The organism is Ahniella affigens, assembly GCF_003015185.1.
In the GTDB taxonomy this organism is placed as follows: Bacteria; Pseudomonadota; Gammaproteobacteria; order Xanthomonadales; family Ahniellaceae; genus Ahniella; species Ahniella affigens.
In genome coordinates this window covers 142761-160373 of the sequence record NZ_CP027860.1, presented here as the reverse complement: position 1 = coordinate 160373, position 17613 = coordinate 142761, and the positions used below count along the sequence as shown (strand labels likewise).

Genomic DNA, 17613 nt, shown 5'->3' with positions numbered 1-17613 from the left:
AAGTTGAATGCTTGGGGCCTCGTACGGAGCAACCGAATCTTCCCCGTATTTTATTTCGTGCCGGTAAAACTCCACCTTTTCGATCGCCGCGCCTCCCCCGACTGTCGTATCTGCGCGAACTGTGTGTGATAGGGGCAAGGCAATATAGGTTGCCAACTTGTTTGTGATCGTGACAGTAGGAATCGTGGGGACGTCACTCCCATTAATGAACTCAATCCGGCGGTACCGGCCCCACGAACCTGAGGAGATATACAGTTGGCAAGAAGAGGGCTCGGTGGGTGCGGCCAGTTCGATACTTCCGGTGTAACTTCCACGGACATCATGAATGAAGTTGTGTGCCTCGTATCCGCCCGTGCACCAGAGCGCGCCTTCGATCGAGAAGGGAGTTGTATTCCAGGGGACATTAGTGCACTGGGTCTTCACTCGGAGAGACTGCACAAATGGCATCCCAATCGGTGCAAACGTTACCGGCTGCTCTGAATTGAAAAGCGTAATTTCCCTGAGCGCTTCCCATCCTTCTACGCTGCAGTTGACTGCACTGGACTCTGTCGTTCCGAACAGTAGTATGCAGCACAGCAAGAAGTGACAGATAGCTCGCATTGCAATTCCTTTCTGAGTTTGTTTGTTCTGCGCAGTACACTCTCCGCAGCTCCCGCTTCTGACATCTATCGAGACACTCTTTCGAGATGTAAAGACACTGCAGCCCACCAAATTTGCGTTGGTGAGGTCGGTCAGGGAGGAGGATTTCTCATCCTAGTTGGCGCAAGCGTTCAGAAGCAACATCGTTTATGCGCGGATTTCAGACAGAATTGCGGCAATGAAGTCATAGACCGCTTTGCGAACTAGGTAGTAAGCTTTTGCAAAACCAAACCGCGGATTCGAATCCTCCGACGAAAGATTGCTGGAGGGACTGCTATCGAAAATCGGTTTCTCACGGCACCTTGCAAATTCGAACGTCGGGACTTGATCGATTTGCTCGCCTCTGGCGTTTCTTAGTAGGTCATGTAAATCCAGGACGTCCAGGCAAAATTTGTCAAAATCCAGCCGTCAAGCATTTGATTCGTATCAATTTTGCCCGAATTCGTCGTAGTTTGTTCATTGTCGGGCGCGCAACGGGCGTTGACGGTAAGATATTGTTCTCTAGGGCATTTTTCGCAAAGACTGTTCAAGCCGAATTCTGAGTGAGGGAGACGAACATGAGAGCCTTATCAGCCATGCTGTTTTTCGCGCTCTGTACTTGCGCCAACGCCGGGAATGGCATCTGGACTAGCGCCGGACCCTACGGCGGTCAGGTCTATCAGATGGCAATTCACCCGACGACCGCGACGACCATGTTCGCGATCACTCGTGGTGGACTTTTCCGGACGTTTGATGGTGGCGTTACCTGGGAGCGTGCTGATCAGGGTATTGGCGCGCTGGTCTCTACCTTGCTGCCACCGGTGTTCGATCAGGACGCCCCGACCAATGTGTATGTGATGGATAGCGCCGGACGCATCTACCGCAGCACGGATGGCGGCGACAACTGGCTGGCGACCGGCGCTGAGTTCACCGGCACGAACGAGCTACCCAATCAGTGGCTGGATGTGCCGGGCAATACTGGCGTCATACTGATGGCCTACTCAAACGACGCGACCCCTTTGCTTCGAAGCGCAGATTTTGGCGCGAGCTTCTCAGCTTTTGGGACTGGCTTGCCTTCTCCAGCGAACGGCCTATCGCTGGCCATCAAGGCCTCTGACCCGACCCGCCTGCTGCTTGGCCTGGCAGAACGGGATGGCATCGGTCCAACACTTTACACGTCAGCTGACAGCGGCAACAGCTGGACTGCCTCGACCTGCAGCGGATGTACAGTAGGTCTGACTTCAGACATCCCGGGTCTCGCTTATGGTGCGGGCAGTTCTGGTCTCGCGATATCGGCAACTGGGCAAATCTATGCGACGGTTGACAATGGCAATACTTTTACCCAGTCGACGGCAACGTTCATTTCATTCTCTGGGGGAAAGTTCAAGGTCGTTGGACACCCAACTACAGCCGGTTCTTATTGGTTCAGCATCAATAACAGCTCGCTTTCGAACATATTCCGCACCACCGACTCTGGTAATACGATTTCAAACAGCTTCGCGGGCCTGACCGCCAATTCGAGCTATACCTCCACCATTGCGCCAAACCCACCTGTACCTGTGTTGGCGACGGGCATCTATGCAGAGCCAGGGTTTGGAGTAACTGGTACGCGCCGGCTTTGGGTCTCTGCCGATGGCGCAGGCGTATTTCGGGCAGTCGATGCAGCCGGGACCACGTTTTCGAATCTTGATGGCGGCGGTGCGTCGCTGAATAACGGTCTTGCTGGCGTGAACCTGCGCACAGTGGTTGTCAACCCAAACCCCTCGGCGCGACCAGGACCAGGCTTCCCAGGGAATCGCCTCTATGCTGGCTTCGGCGATCCATTCTTCAGTTCACCAGCCTTGTACCGGTCGACTAACTCGGGTGGCTCTTGGGCTGCTGCCAATTCAGGACTCCGGGCAGCGCAAATCCGTGCACTCGCAATTGACCCGACCACAGTCGGAATCACGGTTCCCGACCTCGGCAATACGGTCATATATGCCTCTGGTCGCTCTTCTCAGACGAACGGCTATCGCAACCCAGGGCTCTACAAGAGCCTCGACAACGGCACAACCTGGTCGAATATCGACTCTGGCTTGCCGCAATCGCTTGGAACCGTTCGCCATATCGTTCTGGATCCCCGCTCCTGCGTTCCAGTCGTGTTCCCTTGTACGACGCCACTCCAGCGTGTGTTTGCAACGGCAAATGGTTCACCATCAAATGCCGTCGTCGGCAGCGTAACAACTACTACTTTCAACAACCGCATTCTTCGAAGTGACTCAGCCGGCGGATCTTGGGCTGCCAGTGACACGGGGTTGCCTCCATCAACCAACATCTCTGAAGGCATCAATTTCATCTCGCAGAACGTAACGCCGCTTACATTATTGATCAGCCCCACCGACTCCAATTTGATGTACGTCGGCACGTTCTATTCCGAATTCGATGACGACCCATTCCGCAGTTTCGACGACCGTGCCAACGGTGTTTTCAAGAGTTCGAATGGAGGCGCCAACTGGATTCTTGCGAGCAACGGGCTGCCGCTTCGAACTGGGCGCACAAACACGCATCATGATGTGCTCGCTATTGCGATGCACCCGACTAATGATCAGATTTTGTGGGCAACGACCATTGATTTACAGACACCGGATTCCGCATCGATTTTCAAGACTGTTGATGGCGGCGCGACCTGGACCCGGTCCGACACTGGCATAGGCTCTCGGGTCGACATTCGTGCTCTTGCCGTTGATCCTACTGATACCGGAGCCGGCACCATCTACGCGTCAGGCGCCGGCAGCGTTTCAAATCCGGGATCAGTGTACAAAAGTTCAGACGGCGGCCTGACTTGGCACTCAATCAGCGTCGGTCTTCCCGATGATGCGGCACTGGCCATAACGATTGATCCGTTTGTCCCCGCACAGTTGCACCTCGGCACAACTGCAGGTGTTTGGAGCATGCTGCAACAAGCGGATGACGACGGCGATGGAATCCCTAACGGCCAGGAAAACAATGCGCCGAACGGTGGCGACGGAAATGGCGATGGCAACCAGGACTCGTCACAAGGGGACGTTGGGTCCACTGGTGTTGCGCTGCGCGCGCCGTCAGGTGTCGGCGGCGGCTTCATCACGTCCGACATTTTGTCAGGGACAGGACCGAACAATTGCCAGCAAGCTGTAGACGTTCAGTCTCGTCTTGCGCTCCGCTATGGACGTGACCCAATTGAATCGAACTCAAGCCTCTACTACGGCTACCCGGACGACTTGATTCGATTTGAAATTACCGATTGCTCGCAGGCGGTGGTTGACATCACCTTCCACAATGAGAACTTCAATGAGTATGGTTGGAGTTTCCGATTCTTCGGACCGTCCACTCCCGGCGACGACGGCACAATGGGCTGGTATCCAATGAGCTCTGGAGCCAACCCACGTGCAGTCAAGGTCGATCAAAATACGTGGCGCGTCACATTGAACGCCAACCAGTTTGGGAGTTACCGCCCTGTCAGCGACAATATTTTGTTCATGGGTGGTCCTGCCTGTTTCGACGATCGGCTACTCGTAAATGGCTTCGAGGACACGAACGCTGCGCCAGCGACCTGTAACTGAACCATTCATGGCATCTGGCGCAAGTTGATAGCCCCCTACCCCCGGCTTCCGGTAAATTGGCGGTTTTGGCAGGGCTGATTGATCATGAGAGGAACCGTCGTGCTCTCGCACGGGCTGGAGTCGGGACCGGAGGCCACCAAGGTTTCGGCACTGGCGCTCGTGGCCGAGCGGCTGGGGTTTGCGGCGATTCGGCCGGACTATCGCGATCTCGACCAGGCGCATGGTTTGTGCGGTGCCACGTTGCGTTTGGCGCGCTTGCGGTCGGTCCTGGATGGCTTGCCGGCCGGGCGGCCCTGCGTACTCGTCGGGTCCAGTTTTGGCGCGTTCATCTCAGGGCTCGCGAGCCTGGAGTGTTCGGTCAGCGGCCTGTTTCTGATCGCGCTGCCGCTGAAACTGCCGAGCTACGATCGCGATTTCGATCTGGCTGACGTGCCGACAGCCGTCGTGCACGGCTGGAACGATGAACTTATTCCAGCGATGGCGGTGGCGCAATTCTGCCACGCTCGGCAACTGGACCTGCAGTTGCTGCCCGATGATCATCGTTTGAATCAACAGGTCGACATGCTGGCCGCGCGTTTCGCGCATTTTCTGGAGCAACGCTGAGCCATGGATTTCTTTGCAACTTGTGCCCGCGGTCTCGAAGAGCTGCTGCGTGATGAATTGATCGGGTTCGGCATCGCCGATGCGCGCGCATCGAGCTCGGGCGTGCGCTTTAGCGGCGAACTGAAGCAGGCGTACCGGGCTATGTTGTATTCGCGCCTCGCGTCACGGGTGCTACTGACCCTCTCCGAATTCGAGGCGGTCGATGCCGAGGCATTGTATGAAGGCGCGCGCGATATTCCGTTTGAAATGCACCTGCGCCCGGAAACGACGTTTGCGATTCACGGCCAGGGTGGCAATCGCGATCTGACGCACACGCAGTTCATCGCGATGAAGGTCAAGGACGCCCTGGTGGATCGGCTGCGCGCCGAGCGCGGCATGCGCCCGAATGTCGATACGGACCATCCGCATCTGAGTTTCGAAGCACTGATCCGTGGCGACAAGGCCGTGATCTCGCTCGATCTCAGCGGTACGCCCCTGAATCAGCGCGGCTACCGCCGACAGGCTGGCGATGCGCCGTTGCGCGAGACGCTCGCAGCAGCATTGCTGTTGCGGGCCGGCTGGCCAGCCATCGCGGCGGAAGGTGGCCAGTTTATCGATCCGTTCTGTGGGTCTGGCACGTTGTTGATCGAAGCCATTTGGATGGCTGGCGATGTCGCGCCGCTACTCCTTCGCGAACGCTTTGGCTTTGAACACTGGACACACCATGACGGCGCGGCTTGGCAAGCCTTGCGCGACGAAGCAGCGGAGCGCGCACGCATTGGTCTGCAGAACCTCAAGGCACGCGCTTTCGGTTTTGATCGCGACCCGCAGGCCGTGGCCAGTGCGCAGCACAATGTCCGGCATGCTGGTTTGGGTGGCTTCATCCAAGTCAGCAAACAGGACGTTGCGCATTTGCCACGTTTGCAAGGCGATCGTGGCTTGATTCTGAGCAACCCGCCCTACGGCGAGCGCCTGTCCGATCACGATAGTTTGATGCCGATCTACCGCCGCTTTGGCGACAAGGCCCGCGCGTACCTGCAATCGGCAACGGACACTGAACAGGGCCACTGGCGCGCGGCGCTGATCACCTCCGATCCGGCGTTGGCGAAAGCCACCGAGCTTCGCTATGACAAGCGCTATGCATTCTTGAACGGTGCGCTCGAATGCGCGCTCTACACGTTCGAGCTCACCGACACCGCGCAGGCTGCGTTCGTCCCGAAGCCCGTGCAATTGTCGGATGCAGCCGAAGGGTTTCGAAACCGGTTGCGCAAAAACTTGAAGCACCTGGCCCCGCGTTTGAAGCGCGAGCAGGTGAGCTGCTACCGCGTGTATGACGCCGATCTGCCCGATTACGCCGCGGCCATCGACATCTACGAGGGCGCTGCGCACATTCAGGAGTATGAGGCGCCCAAGACGATCGAGCCGCAAACCGCGCAGCGGCGCCTGAAGGAGCTCAGCACGATCGTGTCTGAGGAGCTAAAGATTCCGCGCGAACTGATCGCGGTGAAAACTCGGCGCAGCCGGACGCGCGAATCGCAATACGAGAAACAAGGCGACAGCCAGCGCTTCATGACGGTCGAAGAAGGTGGCCTGAAGTTCCGCGTCAATCTGTTTGATTACCTCGACACGGGGCTGTTTCTCGATCATCGCCCGTTGCGTGCCCGTGTGCGCGAACTCGCGTCTGGCAAGCGATTTCTGAATCTGTTCTGCTACACCGCCACCGTCAGTGTGTTTGCGGCCGCCGGTGGCGCCCGCACGACGACCAGCGTGGATCTGTCCCGCACGTATCTGGAGTGGGCCAGCGAAAACTTTGCGTTGAACCACTTTGAGGGCCGCGAGCATCGACTGGTGCAGGCCGATGTTCTCCGTTGGTTGGCGGCCGAGACCAGTCGCTACGACCTGATCTACGTCGATCCGCCCACGTTTTCGAACTCCAAGCGCGCCGAGGACTTTGATGTCCAGCGCGATCATGTTGCGCTATTGCAAGCCTGCGCGAACATTCTGGCACCGGGCGGTCTGATCCTCTTTTCGAACAACAATCGCCGGTTCAAGCTCGATCAGGAGGCGCTGAGTGGCTTCCGAATCCAGGACGTTACCGCGAAATCGATCCCGTTCGATTTTGCCCGCGACGACAAGATCCACCACTGTTTCGAGATCAGCCGATCATGAACTCGGCGTCCGGCGCGACGACTCGCGCGTTTCGGATCAGCGGCATTCTCGATGCGTGCCTGCTGTTGCTGACACTGGGCATCATCTCGCCCTGGCTCGCTCGGGCCTTCGACGCGTTGACCTGGGTTCGCTTGGCGTGGCTCAGTGACCTGGCGAGTCATTGGCAGTGGTTGTGGGCGAGCCTGTTGGTCACGATCGTGTTGATCCGGGTCTGGCAACGCGCCCATCTGCGCCTTGGGTTACTTGGTTTGTTGCTGCTGCCCTGCTGGTCGGCTGCGCCACGTTTGCCTATCGCCGACGGTCCATCGAACCCGCCAACGCTCCGGATTGCCGCGGTCAACCTGTTGGTCACCAATCACGACGCGATCGGGCTGCGCGCGTTTTTGGATCAAGTCAAACCAGACATCGTGGTGTTGACCGAGTTGCATCCCGATATTGCCCGCACCGCCGGCACTTGGGGCGACTATCCCGAACGATTCATGCTGGCCGAAGACAGCCCGTTTGGGATTGGCGTGCTGAGCCGCGTACCGTGGCAGGATGCCGAGAGCCAAATCGATGCCACCGGACTGCCGGAAATCGATGTGCGACTGGTGTGGCAGGGTAAACCGGTTCTGCTGTCGGCGGTGCATCCCATGCCGCCGATGTCGGCTGCATGGCATCAGGCCCGTGCCGAGAAACTTCAGGCAGTCGCCAAGCGCCAGCAGACGTTCCCAGGCGCGCGCCTGATTGTTGGCGACCTGAATGCATCGCCTTGGTCGTCGGCGCTGCGGCCACTTAACGCAACCTATCAACGTGCGAATGCGCTGCAGGCCACTTGGCCCAGCAACGCGCTTGGCTGGCTCGGGATTCCGATCGATCTGATCCTGGCGAGCCCCGATTGGGCCGTGCAGCAGTTTCAGGTCGCGCCAGCCTTTGGTTCTGACCATCACCCGGTCTGGGCCGATCTGGTTCTGATCGACCAAGATGCCAAGCAAGAGTCACCATGAGTCTGTCCGCCTCGATACAAACCATCCAGCAACTCCTCGCACAGCAGCAGATCGACCCGGCGCTCAGCAAGGCCGAAGCGCTCGCGCGCGTGCATGGCAACGATGCGACGGTGTTGGCGCTCTACGGCCATCTTCTGCGGCGGAGCGGTCAGCTCGGGAAAGCCATCGACGTCTTGAAACGTTCGACGCGCCTCAACGCCCGCATCCCGAATGTGTGGCTGGATCTGGCACGCGCCCATTTCTCGGAGCAACAGCCTGCCCGTGCCCTCGAAGCGGCGCAACAGCTGCTGACGCTCCTGCCTGGCCAGGCGCAAGCGCTCGGAATTGCGTTCGACGCGGCCGAAGCGTTGGCGCAGACCAACCTGGCAGAGCACTATTTTGAGCGCCTGCTTGCTGCGGATTCACGCAACATCGACAAGCGTTTGGCGCTCGGCAATCAGGCGTTCGACCAATCGCAATGGCTGCAAGCGGCACGCCATTACCGCGTGGTGTTGCAACATGCGCCAAGCCGCGTTGAAGCCAGCCTGAATCTGGCCGCCTGCCAGGCGCAAACGGGCGATCTGCAAGGCGCCGTCCAAATCATCGAGCAGGCGCTTGGGCACGCGCCAACCGACGCCCGCCTGTTGCTGCGCCGTTGTCGCCTGGGCGACAGTTTGCAGGAAGCGCCGCCCGTTCGGATTGACTACGCGCGCCGGTGGTTGCTGGCCGAGCCCACCAATGCGCAGGCACGACTGATGCTCGCGTACGCGCTACTCGACGATCATCAATATCCGCTCGCCCGGCAAGAGCTCGATCAGCTCACCACGGATCCAGCGTCACGTTGGCCCGCCGCGTGGGTGCGCTGGCATTATCCACGCCAGGCGATTCATCGCAGTGCCGAGGCGCGCACCGCGTATCGTGCCGAGATTGTCGATGGCATCAATGCCATGCACGCTGCGCTCGATCGTGATGAGATTGAACCGGCTCTGGCTGAGCGTATTCTCGCGACGTGCCCAAACTTCTTCATCGGCTATTTGAATGAACCAAGTCCGGAACTGGCACGCCAGTATGCAGGCGTGTTGCGCCGCCTGGCGGTGCTTGCCGGATTGGCCGATCAGTTGGCACCTCCACCTGCGCGTGCGCAAACGCGCGTCGCCGTGGTGTCGGCGCATATTCAGCAGCACTCCGTTTCGCGCGTGTGGCGCGACTTGATTTGCGGACTCCCGGCCGAACAGTTCGAACTGGGCGTGTTCCAATTGAACCTGATCGAGGACGCCTCGACTGCCATCTGGCAGCAGCGCGCAAGTCACTATCAGCGCGGCAATGAGCCGCCACGATTCTGGCGTGAACAATTGGCCGCGTACGCGCCCGATGTCATTCTCTATCTCGATATCGGCATGGAGCCCACCACGCAGACGCTGGCTTGTCTCAGGCTCGCGCCGATTCAAATGACGACGTGGGGCCATCCGGTCAGCAGCGGTCACGCGACCATCGACTATTTCCTGTCGAGCGATCTGGCCGAGCCGGTCGACGCGGCGCAGCACTACAGCGAGCGCCTCGTGCGCATTGCCGGACTTGCGGCGGCCTACCAGTTCATTGCCCCGACGGCGACGCCCATTCCGGAGCGTTCGCGGCTATTGCGTCTGATCTGCATGCAGAACGCCTGGAAGCTCAATCCAGAGCAGATACCTGCGTTCCGTGCTGTGCTCGATGCGCTGCCCGAGGCCGAACTCGTGTTCGCCAGCAGCATGCGCGGCGCGGCGCTTGGCGAATTCGAGGCGGCATTGCACGAATGGTTCGGCGCCGAGCGCATGCGGCGCGTACGCGTGCTGGGTTTTTTGTCCTACAGCGAGTACTGCGCATGGCTCGAGTCCAGCGATCTGGCTCTGGATGCCTGGGGTTGGTCGGGCGGGATCACGTCATTCGATGCGGCCGCGCTGGGCCTTCCGATCGTGACCCTGCCAGGAGTCCTGATGCGCGGCCGGCAGACGCTCGCTATCCTGAATCGGTTGGCGGTACCCGAGCTGATCTGTCGCGACGATACCGACTACGTCGCCAAAATCGTGGCATTGGCAAGCGATACGGGCCTCCGTCAGGACCTCAGCAAGCGCCTCAAGCTCGCCGCGTCAGCGTTGCGAGATCATGCCGACAGCCAGGCCAGCCTGAATGACTTTTTTCAATCCTTGATCGAATCTCGATGACCCCCGAACAACGACTTCAAGTGTGGCAGGAAGCCCAAACCGCCCTGGATCAACAGGACTTTGCGAATGCCGAGCCGCGCTTTTCGGCGCTGGTGCAAGCCGACGAACAAGACTATGCCGCGCAGGTGAACTGGGGCGCCTGCATGATCCGGATGGGCCGCTTGGCCGATGCCGAACTGCAGACCCGCCTCGCGATCGCGAACGGGCACCGAACATCGCTGATGTTTCAACGAATGGCGCAGTTGCTGCTTGCGCTGGATCGCCCGGTGGCCGAACGGCTGGCGTTCGCACGGGCGTTCGTCGAGATGTTGCCAGACGATCCAGCGGCCTATGTGGCGCTTGCCTTTGCATTCCGGGCCGAAGGCGACTTTGCGATGTCGCGCAAAGCCTGGCTTCGCGTGCTCGACAAGGACCCTGACCACTTGCTCGCCGCGTGGGCCGTATTCCAGTATCCAGAATCGATCGTGCCAGCCGATGCCGCGGCAGAGACGGCCTATTTGAATCAGTTCGATGCCGGTCTTGCCGCATTTGCCAACCGACGCTTTCCTGAAGACGGGAGCCTCCCCCGGCGCGCACTGGATGCGCTCGAGTCGACTGTACCGTTTCATCTTGCCTACCAGCCGGGCGCACATGCCGAACGCATGGCGGCTTACGCGAAGCAGCTGCGCCGTCTCGCACTCGCTGCCGGCCTGCGCGATCGTCCTGCACTCAGCCGCGCGCCGCGAAGCAAACCACGCGTAGTTGTGTTCAGCGCGCACTTGCATCTGCACTCGGTCAGCCGGGTCTGGCGCGAGCTCCTGATCGAGTCCAGCAAGCATTGCGAATTGATTGCAGTGCACGCCAGCACCATTAGCGATGGCTCCACCGATATCTGGCGGGCGCACAGCAGCCAATTCATTCGCGGCATGCGCAATACCGGCCAGTGGTCGGTCACCCTGCATCAGCTCGATCCCGATGTGTTGATCTTCCTGGATATCGGCATGGAACCGGGCAGCGCCGCGCTCGCGTCCATTCGGCATGCGCCGCGTCAATATGTCACCTGGGCGCATCCGTTGACCAGCGGCCATCTGCAGATCGATGGCTTCCTGAGCAGCGATGCCGCCGAACCCGCTGATGCCTCGGCGAACTACGTCGAACCGTTGGTGCGCCTGCCGGGTCTGGCATCCAGCTATCGGTTTCCGAAGGTGCTGCCGGCGCCAGCGCCTATTCCTGCCAGTGATGGCGAGATCAACATAGCCTGCGTGCAGATTGGCTACAAATTGAGCCCCGATCAGGATGCGACTTGGGCGGCACTGCTCGACCTTGATCCCCGAATCCACTTGCATTTCACGCCAAATCTGGTGCCACGCGGGGCCGCGAAGTTGCGCGCGCGTATCGATGCCGCACTCGGCCCCGAGCGTAGCCAACGGGTGCATTGGCACCCCGTGATGATGTTTGACGACTATCTCGCGCACATTAGCCGGCAGCAGCTGATCATCGATACCGAACACTACTCTGGTGGCCTGACATCTGCCGATGCCTTGTCACTCGGTGTTCCGGTGGTCACCATCGAAGGCGACACGCTGCGGGCGCGGCAAACCGCGGCAATGCTCCGATTGCTGGATGTGCCAGAGCTGATTGCGCCAAATCGCGCCGGTCTGCTCGGCGTCGTTCAGCAATTGCTGAGTGACCCAGAAGCGCACGCGGCGCTTCGCCAACGCCTCGCCGCGACTCGGCCACGCCTGGCTGATTTCCGACACGCAGTGCCAGCCATACGCGCTTTGCTGGCTGGACGCATTCGTTCGCTGAACTGAGTTCTGACATGACCAATGAACTTCCGAAGCTTCCGGACTTGTCGCCTGCCCAGGCGACTCGTATCCCGAACATGCGGCTTGCTGCCGGTTGGGGCATCCAGGACCCGAATCGATTCTGGTCGCTGCTCGATGAAGCCAGCAAGCTTGTCCAGCCCGGCGTCTTCATCGGCGACAACATGTTCGTGTGGATGCGCAACATGTCGGCTCTGGACGATGAGGCATTTGTCAGAGCCTGGGAGCAGAACGCGATCAAACCCGCTGACCAAGCCATCATGTGGCGCCGCTATGTCCTCTGCACTGCGGCATTTCATGCCATCCATCTGGATGGCGATTTTGTTGAGTGCGGCACGCTGTTTGGAACGGGCGTAAAGACCGTGGTCGATTACTTCGGCCGCGAGCATTTCAAAAAGCAGTTCTTCGCCTACGATACGTTTGACACGAATCCCGTCCCCGGCCACGGGTTTGAAGGCCAGCAGGCTGGATTGTTCGACCAGGTCCAGAAGCGGTTTGCTGACTACCCGCAAGTCAAATTGATCAAGGGACTACTTCCAGAGAGTCTGGTCGGGCAATCGCCAGATCGAATCGCCTTTCTGCATGTGGATTTGAATAGCGCCGAGTTCGAGATTGCGGTGCTCGATGCCCTGTTTGATCGGATGGTTCCGGGCGGGATTCTGATCCTGGATGACTATGAATGGTCCGGCGTCTACCGCGAACAGAAGATGCGCGAGGACGCGTGGTTCTCGGCCCGGCGGTACCGGGTGATGCCGTTGCCTACCGGCCAAGGGCTGATCATCAAGCGTTGACGGCTGGGAGCGGTAATCAAACACGTGTTTCTGGAGCCTGCCTCGCCCAGGCTGTTACCCTTGTCGTATGGATATCGAAATCGGCAGTTGGGTCAATCATCGCCTCCGTCACGGCGGGCATGCGCTTGCGGTTTTTGAGCCAGCGACTGGGGCGATCTATGCGCGGCTTCACGAGGCGGACGCTGAGATTGTGCGGGCTGCCGTCGCTGGCGCCGCACAGGCATTTCCTGCCTGGTCCCGACTCCGGCCCAGCGAACGCGCAGGCTGGTTGAACCAGTTGGCCGATGCGATCGAGGCCGAACTCGACGCGTTTGCAGAAGCCGAATCCCGCGACACCGGCAAGCCGATCCAGCTCTGCCGCGAGATCGAAATTCCGCGGGCGATCAGCAACTTTCGGTTTTTTGCGGCGGCGGCGATGCAGTTCGCCAGCGAATCCCATCACGGCGAGGCGGGCCTCAACTACACGTTGCGGCAACCGCTCGGGGTGGTGGGAACCATTTCGCCTTGGAATCTCCCGCTGTATCTGCTGACCTGGAAGATCGCGCCGGCCCTGGCCGCGGGCAATTGTGTGGTCGCGAAGCCGTCCGAAGTCACGCCGCTGACCGCGCACTTGCTCGGCCGTCTGGCGGCCGATATTGGGTTTCCGGAGGGCGTGTTACAGATCATCCAGGGTAGCGGCATCAGCGCTGGCATTCCGCTGGTCACGCATCCTTTGGTCAAAGCAATCAGTTTCACGGGCAGTACGGCGGTGGGTAAGCAGATCGCGTTGCAGTGCGCCGAGCAACTCAAGAAATGTTCGCTGGAATTGGGTGGCAAGAACGCGGCGTTGGTGTTTGCCGATGCGCCACGCGACGGCTTGTACGAGACCTTGCTCCGCAGCAGTTTTCAGAACGCCGGGCAGATCTGCCTGTGCGGTTCCCGCATTCTGGTCGAACAGTCGTTCTATGACGATTTCGTCACGGAATTTGTGGCCCGCGCTAAAGCGCTGCAACCGGGGGATCCCGCTGCGCCAGAAACCCGCCTCGGCGCAGTCGTGTCGTCGGCGCACTATCAAAAAATTCTCGACGCCATCGCAACGGCGCGCGCCGAAGGTGGCAACATAGCGTGCGGTGGCGGCGCCGCAACAATGCCCAGGATGTTCGAAGGCGGCTGGTTTATCGCGCCTACGGTCATTACGGGACTTGCACCACAGTGCCAAACGAACCAGCAGGAGATATTCGGCCCTGTGGTCACGGTGTCGCCATTTGTTGACGATGCCGATGCGTTGGCGCAAGCCAACGCGACGCGCTATGGCTTGGCCGCGCAAATCTGGACCTCCGACTTGCAGCGCGCCCACCGCTTGGCGCAGGCAATTGATGCCGGCATCATCTGGATCAACACCTGGATGACGCGCGATCTGCGGACGCCCTTTGGCGGCATGCGCGACTCGGGCCTGGGCCGCGAAGGCGGTGTCGAGGCCATGCGCTTTTTCACTGAACCCAAAAACGTGTGTCTGGCACTATGAGCAAACTCGACTTGCTGCTGAATCAGAATCGAAGCTGGGCCGACGCAGTCCGTCAGCAGGACGCGCAGTTCTTCAAAAAGCTGTCCAAGCAACAAACGCCGAAGTACCTCTGGATTGGCTGCTCCGATTCGCGCGTACCGGCGAATCAGATCGTCGGACTCGCACCGGGCGAGATCTTTGTCCATCGCAATATTGCGAATGTCGTTGTGCATGCCGACCTCAATTGCCTGTCGGTGCTGCAATTCGCGGTAGACGTGTTGCGCGTGGAGCACGTGATTGTCTGCGGGCACTACGGCTGCGGTGGTGTGCAAGCGGCGCTGACGGGCGCGCGCCTGGGTCTGGTGGACAATTGGCTGCGTCATGTTGGCGACGTGCTCGACAAGCACCGCAATCGCATCGAACCCATCGATACCGAGTCGCTGAAACATGCCCGCCTCTGCGAGCTCAACGTGGTCGAGCAAGCCCTGAACGTTTGTCAGAGCACAGTGGTTCAGGATGCCTGGGATCGCGGCCAGGAGGTGACGGTGCACAGCTGGATCTACAGCCTGCTCGACGGCCGAATCCGCGACTTGAACCTGAACGCCGACAACCGCGAATTCCTGCGCCGCAATTACGAGGCGGCGCTCGAAGAATTTCGTCCCGCCGAACGCAACCCTTTCGCCTGACCCCCATGCCAGATTCGATCATCCAAAGCCACGCCGCCCCGAAGCCCGTCGGTGCCTATCCGCACGCGCGCCGGGTCGGAAACTTGTTGTTCTTGTCCGGGGTGGGACCACGGCATCCCGAAACGAATGCGATACCAGGCAACGTCTACGATGCGGAAGGCCGCCTCACCGACTACGACATTGCGTTGCAGTGTCATCAGGTGTTTGCAAACGTCCGCGCGGTACTCGAATCCAGTGGCGCAAGCTTTGCTGATCTCGTAGACGTCACCGTATTCCTGACCGACATGGCGCGTGATTTCAAGACTTACAATCAACTCTACGCGCAGTACTTTCAGGACGCGCAGCCATGCCGCACTACCATTGGCATCACCGCGCTGCCCACCCCGATTGCCATTGAACTGAAGTGTATTGCCGCCCTGCCGGAGACCCGCTGATGCTGCCCCTGCCCATCAACTTGAACCAATGGATCGACGAGCACCGGCATCTCTTGAAACCGCCCGTGGGCAACAAGTGCATCGAGAACGGCGATTTCATTGTGATGATCGTTGGCGGCCCGAATCAGCGCACGGACTATCACCAGGAAGAAGGCCCAGAGTTCTTCTACCAACTCGAGGGCGAGATGAATCTGCGGGTGCAGGAGAACGGCCAGCCGCGCGACATTCCCATCCGCGCCGGCGAGGTATTCTATCTCCCACCGAATGTGCCGCATTCGCCGCAACGCATGCCTGACTCAGTCGGCCTCGTCATTGAACGCAAACGGTTGCCGCATGAACTGGACGCCTTGATGTGGTTCTGCCCAAACTGCAATCACAAGGTTTATGAGTCGCGGTTCGCGCTGGAAAACGTCGAGACGCAGTTCCAGGGGGTGTTCGAGGCATTCTACCGGTCACGCGCGCACCGCACCTGTCAGGCCTGCGGCCACGTGCACCCGGCGCCCGCGAAGTACGATCAGGACACTTGATCCGAGACCTGCGCCAACACAGCGTGCTCACCAGACCGTGTGAAAACGTCCCGCTATCGGCGCGCCAACTCGAAACGAAGGAGCCTCTGAACAAGTTCAGAGGCGATGCGGGCCATGGATGGCCCGCTCAGAATCAAGCGCGACAGTGCTTGATTCTGGGCATTGAGTCCGGACACGTGCCGGACTCAATGCAGGTCTGAAATTCCAGGATGGACTTGTTCAGACCCTCCCTAAGTGCATCGCAAGCAGTCTCAAGCCTAATGAAGCATTGCGGATCGCCCGGTCGGCGTCAGCCGCGCCTCGCAGTGGCAGACCCAAGTGTCGTCATCTAGGCGCAGCCGGGATCCAGGGCAATCTTGCGAAAAACGACAATCTGGAGTGCCATGCGCCATCGTTGCGAGAACGCTGCGAGATTGCCCTGGATCCCGGAATCCGCTGGGCGGCTTAAAGGATGACGGCAATAGTGGTACCCACACTCGAGCACTCTTGATTCTTTCGGGCTGATCGATGTCTGTTCACACAGCCTGTGATGCGGGTAGGCATTCGTTGACCCGCCAGTGACTTGCTAAGGAGGCTGTGCCGGGTCAATAGGCAGCCCGATTGGTTTTGCCGAATTTGGCGACTCGATTGGAACTGGTGATTTTGGGCGACAACGCTGGCATGTTGGTGCCATGACTCCCCTCAATCGAACGACCATTCAATGGTTGACGCTATGGCTGCTCGGTCTTGTCGGCACCGCCGCCTCGGCGGCTCCCGCGTCCGACACACCGACGACGGCCCCCACGGGTGAACGCGTTGCCGAAGTGATCAGCGTGTATTCGCCGTTAGCTGAACAGCGCGAGTTTGCGCGCCGCGCCATGCTGCCGAGCACGTTCGATCGATTGACCCGGTTCGAGGCCGCTGGCAAGGCTGAGCTGAAGCCTTATGTGCTGGATCTCAGTAAGGAGTTGCTTGACGCCTATATTCCGAAGCATCGCCCGCCTAACGGCTACGGCGTGTTCGTGTTCATTCCGCCGACGCCTGAATGGCGCGTGCCAAAGAGCTATGTGGCAACGCTGGAGGCCCGCGGCATCATTTGGGTCGCGGCGCGTAAATCGGGAAACCAGCAGAACGTCTACGATCGCCGGATGCCGCTCGCACTGCACGCACTCGCCTGGGTGGCGGCACACTACCCGGTTGACCCGACGCGCCGCTATATCTCGGGATTCTCCGGGGGCGGACGCGTGGCGCAACGGGTCGCCCTGGCTTATCCCGACGTGTTCAGCGGCGCGATGTTGATCGCCGGCAGCGATCCGTTCAATGAGAATGCCACGGTGATTCCGCCCGCCGACTTGTTCCAACAGTTTCAGCGCCACATGCGGATCGCCTATGTCACCGGTGCCAACGATCTCGTCAATCGTGCACATGATCAACGCACCCGAGCATCGATGCAGGCGTATTGTGTCAGCCACCTGTTCAAGCACGTGCAGTCGCGCACGGAGCATTGGATCCCCTCTGGACGTGGTTTTGCCCGCGCGTTGGCCGACATCGATTCGGTCTCGGCAACACCCAGCGATCAACTGGCCTGCGAGGCGGCTTTGAACGCGTCAGTCGCCGCATCGAAAGCTGCCATCAGGCAGCTCATCGATACGCATCAGGACCACCGCGCCGGCGAGGCGTTGGCCGCACTCGAAGACCGCTTTGGCGGTCTGGCGGCACCCGAGTCGGTGCTGTGGGCGCGGGAACTTGCGGCACGTCTCACGGCCGAGGCCGGCGGCAATCGCCAATAGCCCGG

Annotated in this window: 12 protein-coding genes; all 12 read left to right on the top strand. The window is 59.9% G+C overall.

The window, feature by feature from the left end; genetic code table 11:
* Window positions 1-1196 precede the first annotated feature (1196 nt).
* The 12 genes from C7S18_RS00610 (at window position 1197) to C7S18_RS00555 (ending at window position 17608) form a co-directional block, all read left to right on the top strand.
* Entirely contained in the window at window positions 1197-4196 is a 3000-nt protein-coding gene (locus tag C7S18_RS00610) for a WD40/YVTN/BNR-like repeat-containing protein (protein WP_146151689.1), read from the top strand.
* An 84-nt stretch (window positions 4197-4280) separates the two neighbouring features.
* Window positions 4281-4799 carry an alpha/beta hydrolase gene (locus tag C7S18_RS00605; RefSeq protein WP_106889716.1) on the top strand — a complete coding sequence of 173 codons (519 nt, stop codon included), beginning with the start codon at window positions 4281-4283 and terminating at the stop codon, window positions 4797-4799.
* Window positions 4800-4802: 3 nt separating this feature from the next.
* Window positions 4803-6947 carry a bifunctional 23S rRNA (guanine(2069)-N(7))-methyltransferase RlmK/23S rRNA (guanine(2445)-N(2))-methyltransferase RlmL gene (rlmKL, locus tag C7S18_RS00600; protein ID WP_106889715.1) on the top strand — a complete coding sequence of 715 codons (2145 nt, stop codon included), beginning with the start codon at window positions 4803-4805 and terminating at the stop codon, window positions 6945-6947.
* On the top strand, window positions 6944-7933 hold the full coding sequence (locus C7S18_RS00595) for an endonuclease/exonuclease/phosphatase family protein (protein ID WP_106889714.1): 990 nt from the start codon (window positions 6944-6946) through the stop codon (window positions 7931-7933). The genes rlmKL and C7S18_RS00595 overlap by 4 nt, the downstream gene beginning before the upstream one ends.
* Entirely contained in the window at window positions 7930-10113 is a 2184-nt protein-coding gene (locus tag C7S18_RS00590) for a tetratricopeptide repeat protein (protein WP_106889713.1), read from the top strand. Before C7S18_RS00595 ends, C7S18_RS00590 begins: the two co-directional genes overlap by 4 nt.
* Window positions 10110-11906 carry an O-linked N-acetylglucosamine transferase, SPINDLY family protein gene (locus tag C7S18_RS00585; protein WP_106889712.1) on the top strand — a complete coding sequence of 599 codons (1797 nt, stop codon included), beginning with the start codon at window positions 10110-10112 and terminating at the stop codon, window positions 11904-11906. Before C7S18_RS00590 ends, C7S18_RS00585 begins: the two co-directional genes overlap by 4 nt.
* An 8-nt stretch (window positions 11907-11914) precedes the next feature.
* Complete coding sequence (locus C7S18_RS00580) at window positions 11915-12709, top strand: TylF/MycF/NovP-related O-methyltransferase (RefSeq protein WP_106889711.1); 795 nt, start codon at window positions 11915-11917, stop codon at window positions 12707-12709.
* A gap of 67 nt (window positions 12710-12776) precedes the next feature.
* On the top strand, window positions 12777-14213 hold the full coding sequence (locus tag C7S18_RS00575; protein WP_106889710.1) for an aldehyde dehydrogenase: 1437 nt from the start codon (window positions 12777-12779) through the stop codon (window positions 14211-14213).
* Window positions 14210-14878: a carbonate dehydratase gene (can, locus tag C7S18_RS00570; RefSeq protein ID WP_106889709.1), complete on the top strand. Its 669-nt coding sequence runs from the start codon at window positions 14210-14212 to the stop codon at window positions 14876-14878. Before C7S18_RS00575 ends, can begins: the two co-directional genes overlap by 4 nt.
* Window positions 14879-14883: 5 nt before the next feature.
* Entirely contained in the window at window positions 14884-15312 is a 429-nt protein-coding gene (locus C7S18_RS00565; RefSeq protein WP_106889708.1) for a RidA family protein, read from the top strand.
* The gene (locus C7S18_RS00560; RefSeq protein ID WP_106889707.1) at window positions 15312-15839 is read left to right on the top strand and encodes a 3-hydroxyanthranilate 3,4-dioxygenase; all 528 of its coding nucleotides are present in this window, start codon (window positions 15312-15314) and stop codon (window positions 15837-15839) included. The genes C7S18_RS00565 and C7S18_RS00560 overlap by 1 nt, the downstream gene beginning before the upstream one ends.
* 671 nt (window positions 15840-16510) lie before the next feature.
* Window positions 16511-17608 carry an alpha/beta hydrolase family protein gene (locus C7S18_RS00555; RefSeq protein WP_106889706.1) on the top strand — a complete coding sequence of 366 codons (1098 nt, stop codon included), beginning with the start codon at window positions 16511-16513 and terminating at the stop codon, window positions 17606-17608.
* Window positions 17609-17613 lie beyond the last annotated feature (5 nt).